At 71.1% G+C, this 14,173-nt stretch carries 17 protein-coding genes; 10 read left to right on the forward strand and 7 right to left on the reverse strand.

All coding sequences use genetic code 11. From position 1 onward, the window contains the following. Positions 1-20: 20 nt before the first annotated feature. The 3 genes from OIC96_RS37180 to OIC96_RS37190 all read left to right on the forward strand — a co-directional run bounded on the left by OIC96_RS37180 (position 21) and on the right by OIC96_RS37190 (position 3,149). A complete protein-coding gene (locus OIC96_RS37180; protein WP_330303620.1) occupies positions 21-1,619 on the forward strand; it encodes an ABC-F family ATP-binding cassette domain-containing protein in 1,599 nt (532 codons plus the stop codon). Positions 1,620-1,989: 370 nt separating this feature from the next. Then, positions 1,990-2,211 (forward strand): helix-turn-helix domain-containing protein, encoded by a 222-nt coding sequence (locus OIC96_RS37185; protein ID WP_006123601.1) that lies wholly within the window; start codon positions 1,990-1,992, stop codon positions 2,209-2,211. A gap of 146 nt (positions 2,212-2,357) precedes the next feature. Then, positions 2,358-3,149 (forward strand): enoyl-CoA hydratase/isomerase family protein, encoded by a 792-nt coding sequence (locus OIC96_RS37190; protein ID WP_330303619.1) that lies wholly within the window; start codon positions 2,358-2,360, stop codon positions 3,147-3,149. A gap of 92 nt (positions 3,150-3,241) precedes the next feature. Here the strand turns inward: OIC96_RS37190 and OIC96_RS37195 are convergent, their stop codons facing one another. After that, positions 3,242-3,973, reverse strand: coding sequence for a nucleopolyhedrovirus P10 family protein (locus OIC96_RS37195; protein WP_330303618.1), 732 nt, complete (start codon positions 3,971-3,973; stop codon positions 3,242-3,244). An 87-nt stretch (positions 3,974-4,060) separates the two neighbouring features. Between OIC96_RS37195 and OIC96_RS37200 the strand changes: the two genes are divergently transcribed. The 5 genes from OIC96_RS37200 (at position 4,061) to amaP (ending at position 6,515) form a co-directional block, all read left to right on the forward strand. Then, the gene (locus tag OIC96_RS37200) at positions 4,061-4,543 is read left to right on the forward strand and encodes an Asp23/Gls24 family envelope stress response protein (protein ID WP_330303617.1); all 483 of its coding nucleotides are present in this window, start codon (positions 4,061-4,063) and stop codon (positions 4,541-4,543) included. 84 nt (positions 4,544-4,627) lie between these two features. Beyond that, positions 4,628-4,813 carry a hypothetical protein gene (locus OIC96_RS37205; RefSeq protein WP_327427721.1) on the forward strand — a complete coding sequence of 62 codons (186 nt, stop codon included), beginning with the start codon at positions 4,628-4,630 and terminating at the stop codon, positions 4,811-4,813. Between the two features lie 3 nt (positions 4,814-4,816). Then, on the forward strand, positions 4,817-5,248 hold the full coding sequence (locus tag OIC96_RS37210) for an Asp23/Gls24 family envelope stress response protein (RefSeq protein ID WP_330303616.1): 432 nt from the start codon (positions 4,817-4,819) through the stop codon (positions 5,246-5,248). Beyond that, on the forward strand, positions 5,245-5,931 hold the full coding sequence (locus OIC96_RS37215) for a DUF6286 domain-containing protein (RefSeq protein ID WP_330303615.1): 687 nt from the start codon (positions 5,245-5,247) through the stop codon (positions 5,929-5,931). The genes OIC96_RS37210 and OIC96_RS37215 overlap by 4 nt, the downstream gene beginning before the upstream one ends. Positions 5,932-5,936: 5 nt before the next feature. After that, entirely contained in the window at positions 5,937-6,515 is a 579-nt protein-coding gene (gene amaP, locus OIC96_RS37220; protein WP_330303614.1) for an alkaline shock response membrane anchor protein AmaP, read from the forward strand. A gap of 39 nt (positions 6,516-6,554) precedes the next feature. Here amaP and OIC96_RS37225 read toward each other — a convergent pair whose 3' ends face one another. The 6 genes from OIC96_RS37225 to OIC96_RS37250 form a co-directional block, all read right to left on the reverse strand. Continuing rightward, positions 6,555-7,310 carry an SDR family oxidoreductase gene (locus OIC96_RS37225; protein ID WP_330303613.1) on the reverse strand — a complete coding sequence of 252 codons (756 nt, stop codon included), beginning with the start codon at positions 7,308-7,310 and terminating at the stop codon, positions 6,555-6,557. Between the two features lie 15 nt (positions 7,311-7,325). Next, a complete protein-coding gene (locus OIC96_RS37230) occupies positions 7,326-9,110 on the reverse strand; it encodes a glycoside hydrolase family 15 protein (RefSeq protein WP_330303612.1) in 1,785 nt (594 codons plus the stop codon). Between the two features lie 123 nt (positions 9,111-9,233). After that, entirely contained in the window at positions 9,234-10,025 is a 792-nt protein-coding gene (locus OIC96_RS37235) for an SURF1 family cytochrome oxidase biogenesis protein (RefSeq protein WP_330310047.1), read from the reverse strand. A gap of 92 nt (positions 10,026-10,117) precedes the next feature. Continuing rightward, positions 10,118-10,351 (reverse strand): hypothetical protein, encoded by a 234-nt coding sequence (locus OIC96_RS37240; RefSeq protein WP_330303611.1) that lies wholly within the window; start codon positions 10,349-10,351, stop codon positions 10,118-10,120. A 152-nt stretch (positions 10,352-10,503) separates the two neighbouring features. Further along, entirely contained in the window at positions 10,504-11,502 is a 999-nt protein-coding gene (locus OIC96_RS37245; protein WP_330303610.1) for a DEDDh family exonuclease, read from the reverse strand. Positions 11,503-11,748: 246 nt separating this feature from the next. Continuing rightward, positions 11,749-12,366, reverse strand: a complete 618-nt coding sequence (locus tag OIC96_RS37250) for a TetR/AcrR family transcriptional regulator (protein WP_330303609.1) — start codon at positions 12,364-12,366, stop codon at positions 11,749-11,751. Between the two features lie 124 nt (positions 12,367-12,490). Here OIC96_RS37250 and OIC96_RS37255 point away from each other — a divergent pair, with 124 nt between their 5' ends. Both OIC96_RS37255 and OIC96_RS37260 read left to right on the forward strand, forming a co-directional pair. Beyond that, the gene (locus tag OIC96_RS37255; RefSeq protein ID WP_330303608.1) at positions 12,491-13,288 is read left to right on the forward strand and encodes an acetoacetate decarboxylase family protein; all 798 of its coding nucleotides are present in this window, start codon (positions 12,491-12,493) and stop codon (positions 13,286-13,288) included. Beyond that, a complete protein-coding gene (locus tag OIC96_RS37260; RefSeq protein ID WP_330303607.1) occupies positions 13,288-14,172 on the forward strand; it encodes an SDR family NAD(P)-dependent oxidoreductase in 885 nt (294 codons plus the stop codon). Before OIC96_RS37255 ends, OIC96_RS37260 begins: the two co-directional genes overlap by 1 nt. Position 14,173: the final 1 nt, after the last annotated feature.

Raw genomic sequence — 14,173 nt, forward strand, 5'->3', positions numbered from 1 at the left:
CCCCGCCCTGGAGTCTGTCCGTGATCTCCGCCTCCGGTATCGAGCTGCGCGCCGGCGCCCGTCTCCTCATCGAGTCCGCCACCTTCCGTATCGCCAAGGGCGACCGCATCGGTCTGGTCGGCCGCAATGGCGCGGGCAAGACGACGCTCACCAAGGTCCTCGCAGGTGAGGGCGTCCCTGCCGCCGGCAATGTCGCCCGCTCCGGCGAGGTCGGCTACCTGCCGCAGGACCCGCGCACCGGCGACCTCGACATACTCGCCGGTGACCGCATCCTTTCCGCGCGCGGCCTGGACACCCTGATCCGCAAGATGCGCGAGAACGAGCAGCGCATCGCCAACGGCTCGGGCGCCACCCGCGAGAAGGCCATGCGGCAGTACGAGCGCCAGGAGACCGAGTTCCTCACCAAGGGCGGATACTCCGCCGAGGCCGAGGCCGCCACCATCGCCGCCGCGCTCAACCTGCCGGACCGCGTGCTCGGCCAGCCCCTGCACACGCTCTCCGGTGGTCAGCGCCGCCGTATCGAGCTGGCCCGCATCCTGTTCTCGGATGCGGACACCCTGCTGCTCGACGAGCCGACGAACCACCTCGACGCCGACTCGATCGTGTGGCTGCGCGACTATCTGAAGACGTACCGCGGCGGCTTCATCGTGATCTCCCACGACGTCGACCTCGTGGAGACGGTCGTCAACAAGGTCTTCTATCTGGACGCCAACCGCGCCCAGATCGACGTCTACAACATGGGCTGGAAGCTCTACCAGCAGCAGCGCGAGGCCGACGAGAAGCGCCGCAAGCGCGAGCGGCAGAACGCCGAGAAGAAGGCCGCCGCGCTGCACTCGCAGGCCGACAAGATGCGCGCCAAGGCCACCAAGACGGTCGCCGCGCAGAACATGGCCAAGCGAGCCGACCGGCTGCTCGCCGGACTCGACGCGGTACGGGCCTCGGACAAGGTCGCCAAGCTGCGTTTCCCGGAGCCCGCGCCGTGCGGCAAGACCCCGCTCATGGCCGAGGGCCTGTCGAAGTCGTACGGCTCCCTGGAGATCTTCACCGACGTCGACCTGGCCATCGACAAGGGCTCACGCGTCGTGATCCTGGGCCTGAACGGTGCCGGTAAGACGACCCTCCTCAGGCTCCTCGGCGGCGTCGAGACGCCCGACACCGGCGAGGTCGTCGAGGGCCACGGCCTCAAGCTCGGCTACTACGCGCAGGAGCACGAGACCCTCGACCCCGAGCGCACGGTTCTGGAGAACATGCGCTCCGCCGCCCCCGACCTGGACCTGGTCGAGGTCCGCAAGACGCTCGGCTCGTTCCTGTTCTCCGGCGACGACGTCGACAAGCCGGCCGGGGTCCTCTCCGGCGGTGAGAAGACCCGTCTCGCGCTCGCGACCCTCGTGGTCTCCTCCGCGAACGTCCTCCTCCTCGACGAGCCGACGAACAACCTCGACCCGGCCTCCCGCGAGGAGATCCTCGGCGCGCTGCACACCTACAAGGGCGCCGTCGTCCTCGTCACCCACGACGAGGGCGCCGTCGAGGCGCTCGAACCCGAGCGGATCATTCTCCTGCCGGACGGCGTCGAGGACCTGTGGGGCGCCGACTACGCGGATCTGGTCGCGCTGGCATAAATCCCCACCTGCCCCCGCGCTGTCAGCGGGGCGTGATCGAATGACTGATCCACTGCGTATGGATCATTCGGCCGATCCGTGATCCATCATCTGTGTGAGATCTCCTCGTACCGAGGTGTGTCCTACATCGATTTCGCGGCCGAGCCCTTTATTCCCAAGGGCTCGGCCGTTTTGCGTCGCTGACCAGGTACTTCGTGGAAGAACCCGTTCGGCCGTACGGACGCGGGCAGCCGGAACCTCGGATTCCACTCGTGGGGACGGGCTCCTGTCGTCAAAACCTTGTCTTACGGACCTTGCCGAATGGGTGGCCATGAGGCCCAGGAGGGGTGATCATGAGAGTCCAGAGCGCACTTCCCATGAGGAGGCACGGGTGGCCGAGACTCTGAAGAAGGGCAGCCGGGTAACCGGCGCCGCGCGCGACAAGCTCGCGGCAGACCTGAAGAAGAAGTACGACTCCGGTGCGAGCATCCGAGCGCTGGCCGAAGAGACCGGCCGCTCGTATGGCTTCGTGCACCGGATGCTCAGCGAGTCGGGCGTCACGCTCCGAGGGCGTGGCGGTGCGACGCGGGGCAAGAAGGCCGCCTCGGCCTGAGGCCGGGCGTCCCCATCGGCTTCGGTGGTGGCCACCCGGTCGGTCGCGTGATCGACCGGGTGGTTACTGTGCAGTCACTTAGGTGTGTCCCTCATGTTCCGCATGGGGTACGCATCTGATCCGACCGCACCCATCGGAGGCGCCCCATGGCTTCGCTCGACCCGGTATTCGACAAGGACGGCGTACGGCTCACCGTCGACGACGCGATCGCCACGGTGACGCTGACCAACCCGGCCAAGCGCAACGCCCAAAGTCCTGCTCTGTGGCGGGCGTTGACGCAGGCCGGACGGTCACTGCCGGGCTCCGTCCGGGTGGTCGTCCTGCGCGCCGAAGGCAAGTCCTTCTCCGCGGGGCTCGACCGGCAGGCGTTCACGCCCGAGGGCTTCGACGGGGAACCGTCGTTCATCGACCTCGCGCGCGGCTCCGATGCCGACCTCGACGCGACCATCGCCGAGTACCAGGAGGCGTTCACCTGGTGGCGGCGCAGCGACATCGTGTCCATCGCCGCCGTTCAGGGGCATGCCATCGGCGCGGGGTTCCAGCTCGCGCTCGCCTGTGACCTGCGCGTCGTCGCGGACGACGTGCAGTTCGCCATGCGCGAGACCAGTCTGGGGCTCGTGCCCGACCTCACGGGGACGCATCCGCTGGTGAGCCTCGTGGGCTACGCCCGTGCGCTGGAGATCTGCGCGACAGGGCGGTTTGTGCTGGCCGAGGAGGCCGAGCGGACCGGGCTCGCCAATCTTGCCGTGCCTGTCGACCAGGTCGACGGTGCGGTGCGGGATCTTGCCGCCGCGCTGCTTTCCGCGCCGCGGGATGCCGTGATCGAGACCAAGGCGTTGTTGCGGGGGGCGCAGGACCGTACGTATGAGGAGCAGCGGGGTGCTGAGCGTGCGGCTCAGGCTCGGCGGCTGCGGGATCTTGCCGGGGTGGGTGACTGACGCCCCTTGGGGTGGGTGGCTTGGGTTGTTTCCGGGGCTGCGGGCTGGTTGTGGCTGGTCGCGCAGTTCCCCGCGCCCCTGAAAGGGGCGCTCTAGTGGACGGCGGTTACCAGTACTGCCACTGAGGGCTTGTCCTTCAGGGCCTCCGTGATCGCTTCCCTGACGGACCTCGCCACGTCCACCGCCCGTTCCTCCGCCGCGACCGCCAGTTCGATACGGACGTGGCGGCGCGGCAATGCGGGCTCCCCGCCCGGCGTGTCGGTGATGTGTACGGGGCGGCCCAGGATGTCCGTCAGGTGGGTCACGCCCGGGACGGACAGGGCTGCCGTGGCCGCACGTGCCTCGTCCGGGTCCGTCGGCTCGGCGGCAGGGCGTGCCTCGGTGGGGCGTACCGCGGCGGCGGCCTCTTCCTCCTCCAGCAAGCCCGTCACCCGTAGGTCCACCTCCGTGACCTTGAGGCCGAGGCGTTCCGTTGCCGCTGTGGCCAGGGCCAGGCGGAGGCGGGCCGCCGTGGTGGGGAGCGGGTCGATGCCCGGGGCCGTGGGGTCCGCCGAGGCCGTGAACTCCGCGCTGATGCGCAGGGGGCCGGGCGGCAGCGCGCTCGGCGGGGGCGGCACGGCGGGGTCGTACGCCTGGTCGGGATCGGCGAGAGCGATACGGAGCGCGCCGAGGCGTACCCCGCGCACGGGATCCGCCGCGCGCCGCAGTACCGGGTCGGCCGCTTCCTCCGTGATCCACGCGCCGTCGCGCGGAAGGCCGAGCGGCAGCAGTCTGCCGAACCCGAGCTGGTGCCGTACAACCTGCGTCCACCGGTCCGCCGTCATTGCTCCAGCCTGCCGCATCCCCGGCGCGCGACCGCGCAACCCCACTTACTGTGGGCAAAGGAGGACGACCGGAAGGGACGTACGGCGATGACCGACATGACGGAGCGGAACCGGACGGAGAACTCCGACGGCGAGAAGGAGCCGCAGCAGACCCGTAAGCCCACCAGGCGCGGCGGCGGAGATCCGGCTACCCGGGGACGGACCACGATCGCCGACGGCGTCGTGGAGAAGATCGCCGGGCTCGCCGCCCGCGATGTGCTCGGCGTGCATGCCATGGGCAGCGGACTGAGCCGGACCTTCGGAGCGGTGCGCGATCGTGTGCCCGGGGGTTCGAAGTCCGTCTCGCGGGGTGTGAAGGCCGAGGTCGGCGAGTTGCAGACCGCGCTCGACCTGGAAATCGTCGTCGACTACGGCGTGTCGATCGCCGACGTGGCCCACGCCGTGCGCGAGAACGTCATCGCGGCCGTCGAGCGGATGACCGGCCTTGAGGTCGTGGAGGTCAATATCGCGGTGAGTGATGTGAAACTTCCCGACGAAGAAGACGAAGAGCCGGAGTCGCGGCTCCAGTGACCACCGGTCACCGAACCGCCGGCGACCGCCCGGCCACCGCACAGCTAGTGATCACTCGGCCATCGAACTGCTGAGGAGCGCACCATGAGCTTGGCCGTGATCGGCATGATCGCCGGAATGGCGCTGGGCTTCGCCGGGTACTTCGGAGGGTTTGGGGCCTTCCTGCTGGTGGCGGCCCTGGGCGCCATCGGATTCGTCGTCGGGCGGTTCCTCGAAGGGGATCTGGATCTCGGTGACTTCTTCCGTCCCCGTGACGACCGGCGGCGGTGACGCGTGCCAGGTCACATCGACCGGCTCGGCGAGACGCGGCGGCCCGTGACGACCGTCGCGCCGGCCGAGCGGGGCGCGACCCGGATCGCCGACCGGGTCGTCGCGAAGATCGCCGGTCAGGCGGCGCGCGAGGCGCTGGGATCGCTGCCCGCGGACGCCGCGCCCCCGCACGCGAGCGTCGTCGTGCGTCCCGGGGCTGTCGGCTCCGCCAGGGCGGGGGAGACCCCGGCCGAGAGAACCGAGAGCGCCCATGTCCGCGTCAGCGTCGAACTCGACTACCCCTCCGACATCGGTGGCCAGTGCAACGCGGTGCGTCGCCATGTCGCTGAGCGGGTAAGGGCGTTGGCGGGGATGGAAGTGCCAGAGGTGGCCGTCCAGGTGGAGCGGCTGCACCTGGCGCAGGCGCCCGGCGCGGCACAGGGGAGGACGCAATGAGCGAGCCCCAGGGCTCCGAGAGCACCCGGCGCATGCCTGTCATGCCCGTCATGGAGAAGGGGTCCGAGAGCGGCGCGCTCGGGCAGTCCGCCTCGGCGTCGGACTACGAACCACTGCACAGCGTCGACGACGAGGACGGCGGCCAGGGCCGCTTCTGGTCCGTGCGCCGCGTGCCCGCGGGCATCCTCGCGGTGCTGGTCCTCGTCGTCGCGGGGGCCTTCCTGTACGACATCGCGGCCGTACGCGCCCACCGGCCCGCCATGCACTGGCGCAGGGAACTGGCCCGGCAGCTCGCCGAACAGCCCCTCGACGACACCTGGGTGCTGGTCGGCGCCGGAGTCGCGGCCGCCCTCGGGATCTGGCTGATCGTCCTCGCCGCCACGCCCGGACTGCGCGACGTCCTGCCCATGCGGCGCACCCACGCCGACGTCCGGGCCGGGCTGCACCGGGGCGCCGCCGCGATGGCGCTGCGCGACCGGGCGATGGAGGTCGCCGGGGTCCAGTCGGTCCGGGTCCGTATGGGACGCAAGAAGGTCGACGTCCGCGCGGTCTCGCACTTCCGTGAACTCGACGACGTACGCGCCGACTTGGACGCCACACTCGCCGACGGCATCAGGGGGCTCGGGCTCGCCCGGCCGGCCGCGCTGTCGGTGCATGTGAAGCGTCCCGGACGGAAGGGGTGAGGCCGGTGCTCCGGATCGTCAACCGGGTACTGATCGGGATCATCGGTCTCGCGCTGGTCGCCCTGGGCGGTTCCGTGCTCGCCGTCGGGCTCGGCGTGAGGCCGCCCTCGTGGTGGATCCATGACGGCCGGCACGACGTGCTGCTCAGCGATGCCGAGCGGACCCGGTGGCGGGACCACGGCTGGTGGTGGCCGACCGTCATCGGCGTCCTCGCGGTGCTCGTGGTGCTCGCCCTGTGGTGGCTGGCGGCCGTGCTGCGGCGGCGCCGGCTCGCCGAGGTGCTCGTCGACACCGGCGACGGTCAGGGCGCGCTGCTGCGCGGGCGGGCCCTGGAGGGCGTACTGGAGGCCGAGGCAGGCCAGTTGGACGGCGTCGAGCACGCGCAGGTCCTGCTGACCGGGCGGCGCGGCACCCCCGAGGCGCGGGTGCGGCTCCTGCTGGAACCGCATGTGGACCCCGGCCACGCGCTGCACCTGCTCACGGCGGAGGCGCTCGCACACGCGCGGGACTCGGCGGGGCTCGCGGCACTCCCCGCGGAGGTACGCCTCCGCGGGGTCAAGCACCGTGCCGAACGGGTCAGTTGAGCACGACAGGGAGTCCCGGGACCCCCGCGCGGCAAGGACTCAGAACCCGTGCCGCATTCCGCCGTCCACCGGCAGCATGATGCCCGTGAGGTAGGACGCCGCGGGCGAGAGCAGGAACGCGGCCGTCCGGCCGAACTCCTCCGGGGCGCCGTAGCGGCGCAGCGGAATGCTGGCCTCGTTGGCCGCGCGGGTGGCCTCCGGGTCGGCGGAGAGGCCGTCCAGCTCGCGCACGCGGTCCGTGTCGATACGGGACGGGAGCAGGCCGACGACGCGGATGCCGCGCGGGCCCAGCTCGTCCGCGAGGGACTTGGCGAAGCCCGCGAGGCCGGGGCGCAGACCGTTGGAGATGGTCAGCCCCGGGATCGGCTCGTACACCGAGGCGGAGAGCACGAAGCCGATGACACCGCCCTCGCCGAGCTCCGCGGCGGCCGTGCGGGCCAGCCGCACCGCGCCCAGGAAGACCGACTCGAACGCGGCCGTCCACTGCTCGTCCGTGTTGTCGGCGACGAACCCGGGCGGCGGGCCGCCGACGCTGATCAGGATGCCGTCGAAGCCGCCGAAGTGCTCATGGGCGGCCGCGATCAGCCGGGCCGCGGTCTCGGGGTCGGCGTTGTCGGCGGCGACCCCGACCGCGTTCGGGCCGAGCGCGGACGCGGCATCGGCGACGCTCTTCTCGTCACGCCCCGTCACGATCACCTTCGCGCCGTCGGCGACGAGTTCACGCGCGACGGCGCTGCCCAGGCCACGGGTGGCTCCCGTGACGACGTACACACGGTCTTTCAGTCCAAGATCCATGGCCCCTATCCTCCCCTATCCCGCCTTCTCGCCTCCGTACAGGGCGAAGGCGGTACCCACCAGGCCGATATGGCTGAACGCCTGCGGGAAGTTGCCGAGCTGGCGGCCGGCGACGGGGTCGTACTCCTCGGACAGCAGGCCCACGTCGTTGGCCAGCCCCACCAGCCGTTCGAACAGCTCGCGGGCCTCCCGCGTACGACCCGTCAGATGCAGGGCCTCCGCGAGCCAGAACGAGCAGACCAGGAAGGTGCCCTCGCCGCCCGGCAGCCCGTCGAGGCCGGTGCCCTCGGCGGTGTAGCGGCGCACGAAGCCGTTGCCGCCGAGCTCCTCGCGGATCGCGTCGATCGTGCCGATCACCCGTGGATCGTCGGGCGGCAGGAAGCCGACGCGCGGGATGAGCAGCAGCGAGGCGTCCAGCTCGCGTGAACCGTAGGACTGCGTGAAGGTGTTCCGCTCGGCGTCGTAGCCGCGCTCGCACACCTCCTGGTGCACCTCGTCGCGCATCGCGCGCCAGACGTCCGGATCGCCGCCGAGCTCCGGATACTCCTCCAGGGAGCGTACGGCGCGGTCGGCGGCCACCCACGCCATCACCTTCGAGTACACGAAGTCCCGTCGCGGGCCGCGCACCTCCCAGATCCCCTCGTCCGGCTGCCGCCACGCGGTCCGCAGGAACTCCAGCAGGGCGGCCTGCACCCGCCACATGTGCGGCTTGAAGGGCAGGCCCGAACTCCGGGCCAGCGACAGCGAATCGATGACCTCGCCGTACACGTCGAGCTGCAACTGCTGCACGGCTTCGTTGCCGACCCGGACCGGGTACGAGCCGCAGAAGCCGGGCAGCCACGGCAGCTCGTACTCGGGCAGGCGGCGCTCGCCGGCGATGCCGTACATGATCTGCAGGTCCGCCGGGTCGCCCGCGACCGCGCGCAGCAGCCAGTCGCGCCAGGCCTCGGCCTCCTCGTGGTAGCCGGCCGCCAGCAGCGCGCCGAGCGTGAGCGTGGAGTCGCGCAGCCAGCAGTAGCGGTAGTCCCAGTTGCGGACGCCGCCCAGCTCCTCGGGCAGCGAGGTGGTGGGGGCGGCCACGATGCCGCCGGTCGGCGCGTAGGTGAGGGCCTTGAGGGTGATCAGGGAGCGTACGACGATGTCCCGGTGCGGGCCGTCGTAACGGCAGCGCGCCGCCCACGCCTGCCAGTCCTCGACGCTGACGCGCAGTGCCTCGAACGGGTCGACGAGGGAGGGACGCGGCTCGTGCGAGGGATGCCAGGTCAGAACGAAAGCGACCTTCTCACCCTTTTCGACCGTGAACTCCGAGTGCGTGCGGAAATCCTTGCCCCAGGTGCGCACCGGCGGCTCACTGCGCAGCCACACCGAGTCCGGCCCGGCGACCGCGACGCGTTCGCCGTCCACGCGGCGCATCCATGGCACGACCAGGCCGTAGTCGAAGCGCAACCGGAGCAGGCCGCGCATCGTCACCCGGCCGCTCAGTCCTTCGATGACGCGTACGAGATCGGGGGCGCGGTCGCGCTGGGGCATCAGGTCGGTCACCCGGACCGAGCCCTCGTCGGTGTCCCACTCGGTGTCGAGCACGAGTGTGTCCGGGCGGTAGGCGCGCCGGGTGCAGAGGCCCGCTCCCTTGGGCGCGATGCGCCAGTGGCCGTGGTCCTCGTCACCCAGCAGGGCGGCGAAGCAGGCCGCCGAGTCGAACCGGGGCAGACACAACCAGTCGACGGAGCCGTCGCGGCTCACCAGAGCGGCCGTCTGTTCGTCCCCGATGAGCGCGTAGTCCTCGATGCGTCGTTGCACGGTGGACGGGTTCCCGACGGGGGCGGCGGCCAATCGGGCCGCCAGAGTGGCACGAGCCACCCGCCCACGGCACGGGCCGCACCCAGGCAGCGGTCGGCGCGTCCCGAAGCGGTCGGCCCGGGGCTAGACGGTTGCCGCGGCCGTCTCCGGCACGGTCTCCTTCGCGGCCGTCTCCGCGCGGTCACGGCGCTCGCGGCGGGCCAGGACCACCCAGCCCACGGGGACGCCCGCGGAGAACAGCCACCACTGGATCGCGTACGCCATGTGCGGACCGATGTCGCTGTGCTCGGGGTTGGGGATCAGCTCGGGGGAGTCGCCCTTGGGCTCCGGCGCGGTCTGCTCGATGTAGCCGCCGAGGACCTGCTTGCCGAGCCGCTGTGCCTGCTGCTCGCTGCTGATCAGCATGACCTGGCGGTCCGGGAGGCCCCGCACGTTCTTGATGCCGCTGTCGGCGGTCGTCTCGTCGGCCATGAGCCGGCCGGTGACGGTGATCTCGCCCTTCGCGGGCGCCGGGATCTTCGGGAACGCGGTCTGCGCGCCGTCCGCCGGGATCCAGCCACGGTTGACGACGAGGACGCGGCCGTCGTCCAGGACGAACGGGGTCAGGACGTGGTAGCCGACCTCGCCGTCGGTGTTGGTGCGGCGGCGTACGACCTCTTCGTGCGCGGTGTCGAAGTGGCCCTTCGCGGTCACCCGGCGGTACAGGTCGTCGTGCCTGATGTGCTGCCCCGGTGATGTCAGCGACTCGGCGGGCACCGGCTTCGCGGCCAGCGACTCGGAGATCACCGTGTTCAGCGCGACCTTGTGCTCATGGCGATGCAGCTGCCAGAAGCCCAGCTTGATCATCGTCGGGATGAGCGCGAGGGTCACGAGGGTGAGAATCACCCACTGCCGGGACAACAGGAAGCGGTACACCCCATTGACGGTACTCGGCACGAATCGGCCCTCGACGGGAGGGTCCCGCCGAGGGCCGCAGCGATGCCCCACGCCGTGCCGGGGGGCGAGGCTCAGACCTTGTCGATGATCCCCACCTTCCCCTCCGCGCGGGCGCAGTGGCCGCCGCAGAACCAGTGGCCCTCGACCTCGACCCCTTGGCCGATGATCTGGACGCGACAGTGCTCGCAGAGGGGGGCCATCCGGTGGATCGCGCAGGAGAAGCAGTCGAAGACGTGCACCGCGCCCTGCGCGTGCACCTCGAACGACATGCCGTAGTCATTGCCACATACTTCACATCTCGCCATGCGCCACAGGGTGGGGTGCCGACGCGGCGCGGGCGAGCGGGCGCCGGGCGAGTCGCCCGGCAATCACCCGTACGTCCGCCAATCACCCGTGCGTCCGCCCCTTGCGGGTACGTCCGTCAGGGCATCCGTACGTCCGTCGGTGGCCCCCGGGGTCACTTCCCCGACGCCGGCTCCACATCCCGCAGCAGCTGGCCGAACGCCGCCTCGTCGATCACCGGCGTCCCGAACTGCTTGGCCTTGACCACCTTCGACGTGCTGGAGTCCGGGTCGTTGGTGACGAGCAGGCTGGTGAGCCGGGACAGGCTGGTCGCGACATGCAGCCCGGCCTCGACGGCACGGTCCTCCAGCAGCTCGCGGTCGACGGACGTGTCGCCGGAGAACGCGATGCGCATGCCCTGCTTGAGCGGTTTGCCCTCTTCGTACCGCCCTGGGTTGGGATAGGGGCATGCGGGGCGTTTGCGTGAGGGTCGCCAACTCCCGGACGGGTAGCCGCCTGACGAGTAACCGCCGGACTGCCGCCCGATGCGAGGCGCCGCGGCGCTGTCGGACCACTCCTTGAGCGGCCGGCACTCAAGGAGCGGCAGCCGCACACCCTTGCTCACGGCGGCCCGCAGGCTCGGCCGGAACGCCTCGGCCAGCACGCGCGCGTCGTCCAGCGCGTGGTGCGCCCGCTGCTGCACGACCCCGAAGTGCGCGGCCAGCGACTCCAGCTTGTGGTTGGGCAGCGGAAGCCCCAGCTCCTTGGAGAGCGCGATGGTGCACAGCCGCTGCCGCACCGGTGCCTCGCGCTCCGCGCGCGCGTACTCCCGCGCGATCATCGACCAGTCGAAGACCGCGTTGTGCGCGACGAGCACGCGGCCGTCGAGCCGGGTGGCGAACTCCTCGGCGATGTCCTGGAAGAGCGGGGCGCCTTCGAGCATGTCGCTCGTCAGGCCGTGGATCCACACCGGGCCCGGGTCCCGCTCCGGGTTGACCATCGTGTACCAGTGGTCCTCGACCTCGCCGCGCGCGTCCAGCCGGTAGACGGCGGCCGAGATTATCCGGTCGTCGCGGGCCAGGCCTGTGGTCTCCACGTCGACGACCGCGTACCCCTGCGGATACGCGGCCGGCCAGGAGGCTGGGGACGCTGCGGTCGTCAGGTCTTCGAGCATGGTCACTGAGGATACGGGCCACGACTGACAGTCCGGGCCCCGGCTTCCCGGAACGCGGTCCTCCAAAGGCCCACGACATGGCCACGCGCGCGTGTGCCGCACAATCGGGCCGGACCGCCCCTGAGTTGACGCCGCGCCGCCCGCCAGTACGGCGCGGGCCCCGGGTGACGGCCCGGCAGCACCGCCGCGAGCCGTCGGTCCAGCGCGTGACGAAAGGGGGCGGGGCCGGCGCGCGGGCGGCCCGGGTCAGCGCCCGAGCAGGGCCTCCACGAGCGCTCGTACGGAGAGGGCGAACAGCTTCTCCTGGTCGACCGGGCCGGCCAGCGCCCGGGCCAGGCCCGGGTCGTCCTCCGCGGTCTGGGTGTCCCACAGCTCTTCCTCGGCGGGCTGCTGTACGGGCGCGCGCTCACGGTTGCGCTCGACGAGGACGAAGCCGACGACCTGGAACTGCACGGCCCGAACGACCTCGGCCGCATGGGTGCCGCGCAGACCCGCCGCGTGCACCTCGTGCACCAGGGCCTGCTGCGCGGGCAGGAACATCCGCTCGGTCAGTCCGCGTTCGTGCACCATCGCGACGAGGTGCGGATGCTCGCGCAGCTGCCGGCGCAGGGCGCGGGCCACCGACGTGATGCGCTGGGCCGGCGTGCGCCCGGTGGGGCGGATCACGCCGAGGTCGGCGACCGTGCGCTCGACGAGCGCGTCGAGGAGCGACTCCCGATTGCCGACGTGCCAGTAGATCGAGGTGACCGCGGTGCCCAGCTCGGCGGCGAGCTTGCGCATCGTCAGGGCGTCCGGGCCGTGCTGCTTCACCAGGTGCGCGGCGCTGTCGAGGATCGCGTCGCGGGTGAGTGCCGTCCTCGTCATGGCGCCCCCACGTTTCCAGGTCTCCGTCGTGCACGCGTATTTACCCGCAACGCAGTCTGCTGTAACTGTGTTACAGGCGCCAGTGACGGACCATCAGGAAACCTTCGGTGAAGGGCGGTACGACATGGCACGAGTGAGGTACGGCGCACGAACCGAGGCGGAGATCGCCGCCGCGCGCACCGCGAGCTCCAAACTCCCCGACATCTGGTCCACCGGAGTGGTGGCCGTCTGGGAGAGCGATCCGGACGCGGTCGCGGCGGTCCTGCCGCCCCCGCTGAAACCCACCGGGCGGCCCCTGGTGCGAGTGAACATCAGCAAGGTCGAACTGCCCGGATACCCGCTGGGCGCGGGCTCGTTCGCCGTCGCAGCCGCGCACGACGGCGTCGAGGGCTGGTATCCGCTCGTCATGCCGATGACCCACGAACGGGCCCTCATCGGCGGCCGCGAGGTCTTCGGGGAACCCAAGAAGCTCGGCGAGGTGACGGTCGAGCGTGACGGTCTCGTCGTACGCGCCGCGCTCGCCCGGCACGGCATCGCGTTCGTCGAGGTACGCGGCGCGGTGAGCGGCGTCCTGCCGCTTCCCGAGCCCGTCCAGAAGACCGACTTCTACTTCAAGTTCCTTCCCGCGGTGGACGGTTCGGGGTTCGACGCCGACCCCGTCCTCGTGCACTGTCTGCGCAACGAGAAGGTGCGCAAACTGGAGCGCGTCACCGGAGACGTCGTCCTGCGCGAGTCGATGTACGACCCGGTCGCCGACCTCCCCGTACGCCGGCTCGTCGAGATCACCATCGGTGAGAAGACCACCGACCAGAAGGGCAAGGTCGTCGAACGGGTCAGCGCCCAGGCCCTCTTGCCGTACATCCACCAGCGCTACGACGACCCCCAGCAGATCCTCGACGGGCCGCCCGAGGGGAGCCTGTGATGGATCTCCGCGCGGGGCAGGTCGCCGTCGTCACCGGCGCGGCGAGCGGGATCGGGCTCGCGATGGCGCGGCGGTTCGCGGCGGACGGTCTGAAGGTGGTCCTCGCGGACGTCGAGCAGGGCGCCCTGGAGAAGGCCGCCGCCGAGCTGCGGGAGGACGGCGCCGACGTGCACGCGCGCGTGGTGGACGTCGGGGACCGCGAGGCGGTGTTCGCGCTGGCTTCGGAGGCGTACGAGAAGTACGGGGCCGTGCACGTCCTGTGCAACAACGCCGGTGTCGGCTCCGGTGCCGAGGGCCGCATGTGGGAGCACGATCCGAACGACTGGAAGTGGGCCTTCGCCGTCAACGTCTGGGGCGTCTTCCACGGCATCCAGGCGTTCGTCCCGCGGATGATCGCCCAGGGAGAGCCGGGCCACGTCGTCAACACCTCGTCCGGCGACGGCGGGATCGCCCCGCTGCCCACCGCCTCCGTCTACGCCGTCACCAAGGCGGCCGTCGTGACGATGACCGAGTCGCTGTACGCCCACCTGAAGGCGGAGCACGCGCGCGTGGGCGCGTCCGTGCTCTTCCCGGGGCCCCACATGCTCCGTACGGGCCTGTGGGAGTCGCACCGCAACCGGCCACCGCGCTACGCGAAACAGAAGCCCAGGAAGACCCCCTACCGCAGCCTCGACCAGTGGGAGGCCGCGATGAAGGAGGCGGGCCACGAGGTGCGGTTCACACCCGTCGAAGAGGTCGCCGACCTCGTCGCCGAGGGGATCCGCCAAGGCCGCTTCTGGCTGCTGCCCGAGAGCGAGCACAGCGACCGGCAGATCCGGGCGCGTTCGCAGTCGATGCTCGACCGCGCCGACCCGTCGTACCTAGAGAACTTCATCCTGGACTGAG

Origin of the sequence: Streptomyces sp. NBC_00775 (assembly GCF_036347135.1) — a bacterium.
In the GTDB taxonomy this organism is placed as follows: Bacteria; Actinomycetota; Actinomycetes; order Streptomycetales; family Streptomycetaceae; genus Streptomyces; species Streptomyces lutosisoli.

Bases quoted from the DNA above. Each gene is read 5' to 3' on its own strand.
- OIC96_RS37255 (WP_330303608.1), top strand. From the start codon at position 12,491: ATGGCACGAGTGAGGTACGGCGCACGAACCGAGGCGGAGATCGCCGCC.
- OIC96_RS37260 (WP_330303607.1), top strand. From the start codon at position 13,288: ATGGATCTCCGCGCGGGGCAGGTCGCCGTCGTCACCGGCGCGGCGAGC.
- OIC96_RS37225 (WP_330303613.1), bottom strand. From the start codon at position 7,310: ATGGATCTTGGACTGAAAGACCGTGTGTACGTCGTCACGGGAGCCACC.
- OIC96_RS37205 (WP_327427721.1), top strand. From the start codon at position 4,628: ATGAGCTTGGCCGTGATCGGCATGATCGCCGGAATGGCGCTGGGCTTC.
- OIC96_RS37190 (WP_330303619.1), top strand. From the start codon at position 2,358: ATGGCTTCGCTCGACCCGGTATTCGACAAGGACGGCGTACGGCTCACC.
- OIC96_RS37200 (WP_330303617.1), top strand. From the start codon at position 4,061: ATGACCGACATGACGGAGCGGAACCGGACGGAGAACTCCGACGGCGAG.
- OIC96_RS37215 (WP_330303615.1), top strand. From the start codon at position 5,245: ATGAGCGAGCCCCAGGGCTCCGAGAGCACCCGGCGCATGCCTGTCATG.
- OIC96_RS37250 (WP_330303609.1), bottom strand. From the start codon at position 12,366: ATGACGAGGACGGCACTCACCCGCGACGCGATCCTCGACAGCGCCGCG.
- OIC96_RS37240 (WP_330303611.1), bottom strand. From the start codon at position 10,351: ATGGCGAGATGTGAAGTATGTGGCAATGACTACGGCATGTCGTTCGAG.
- OIC96_RS37245 (WP_330303610.1), bottom strand. From the start codon at position 11,502: ATGCTCGAAGACCTGACGACCGCAGCGTCCCCAGCCTCCTGGCCGGCC.
- OIC96_RS37195 (WP_330303618.1), bottom strand. From the start codon at position 3,973: ATGACGGCGGACCGGTGGACGCAGGTTGTACGGCACCAGCTCGGGTTC.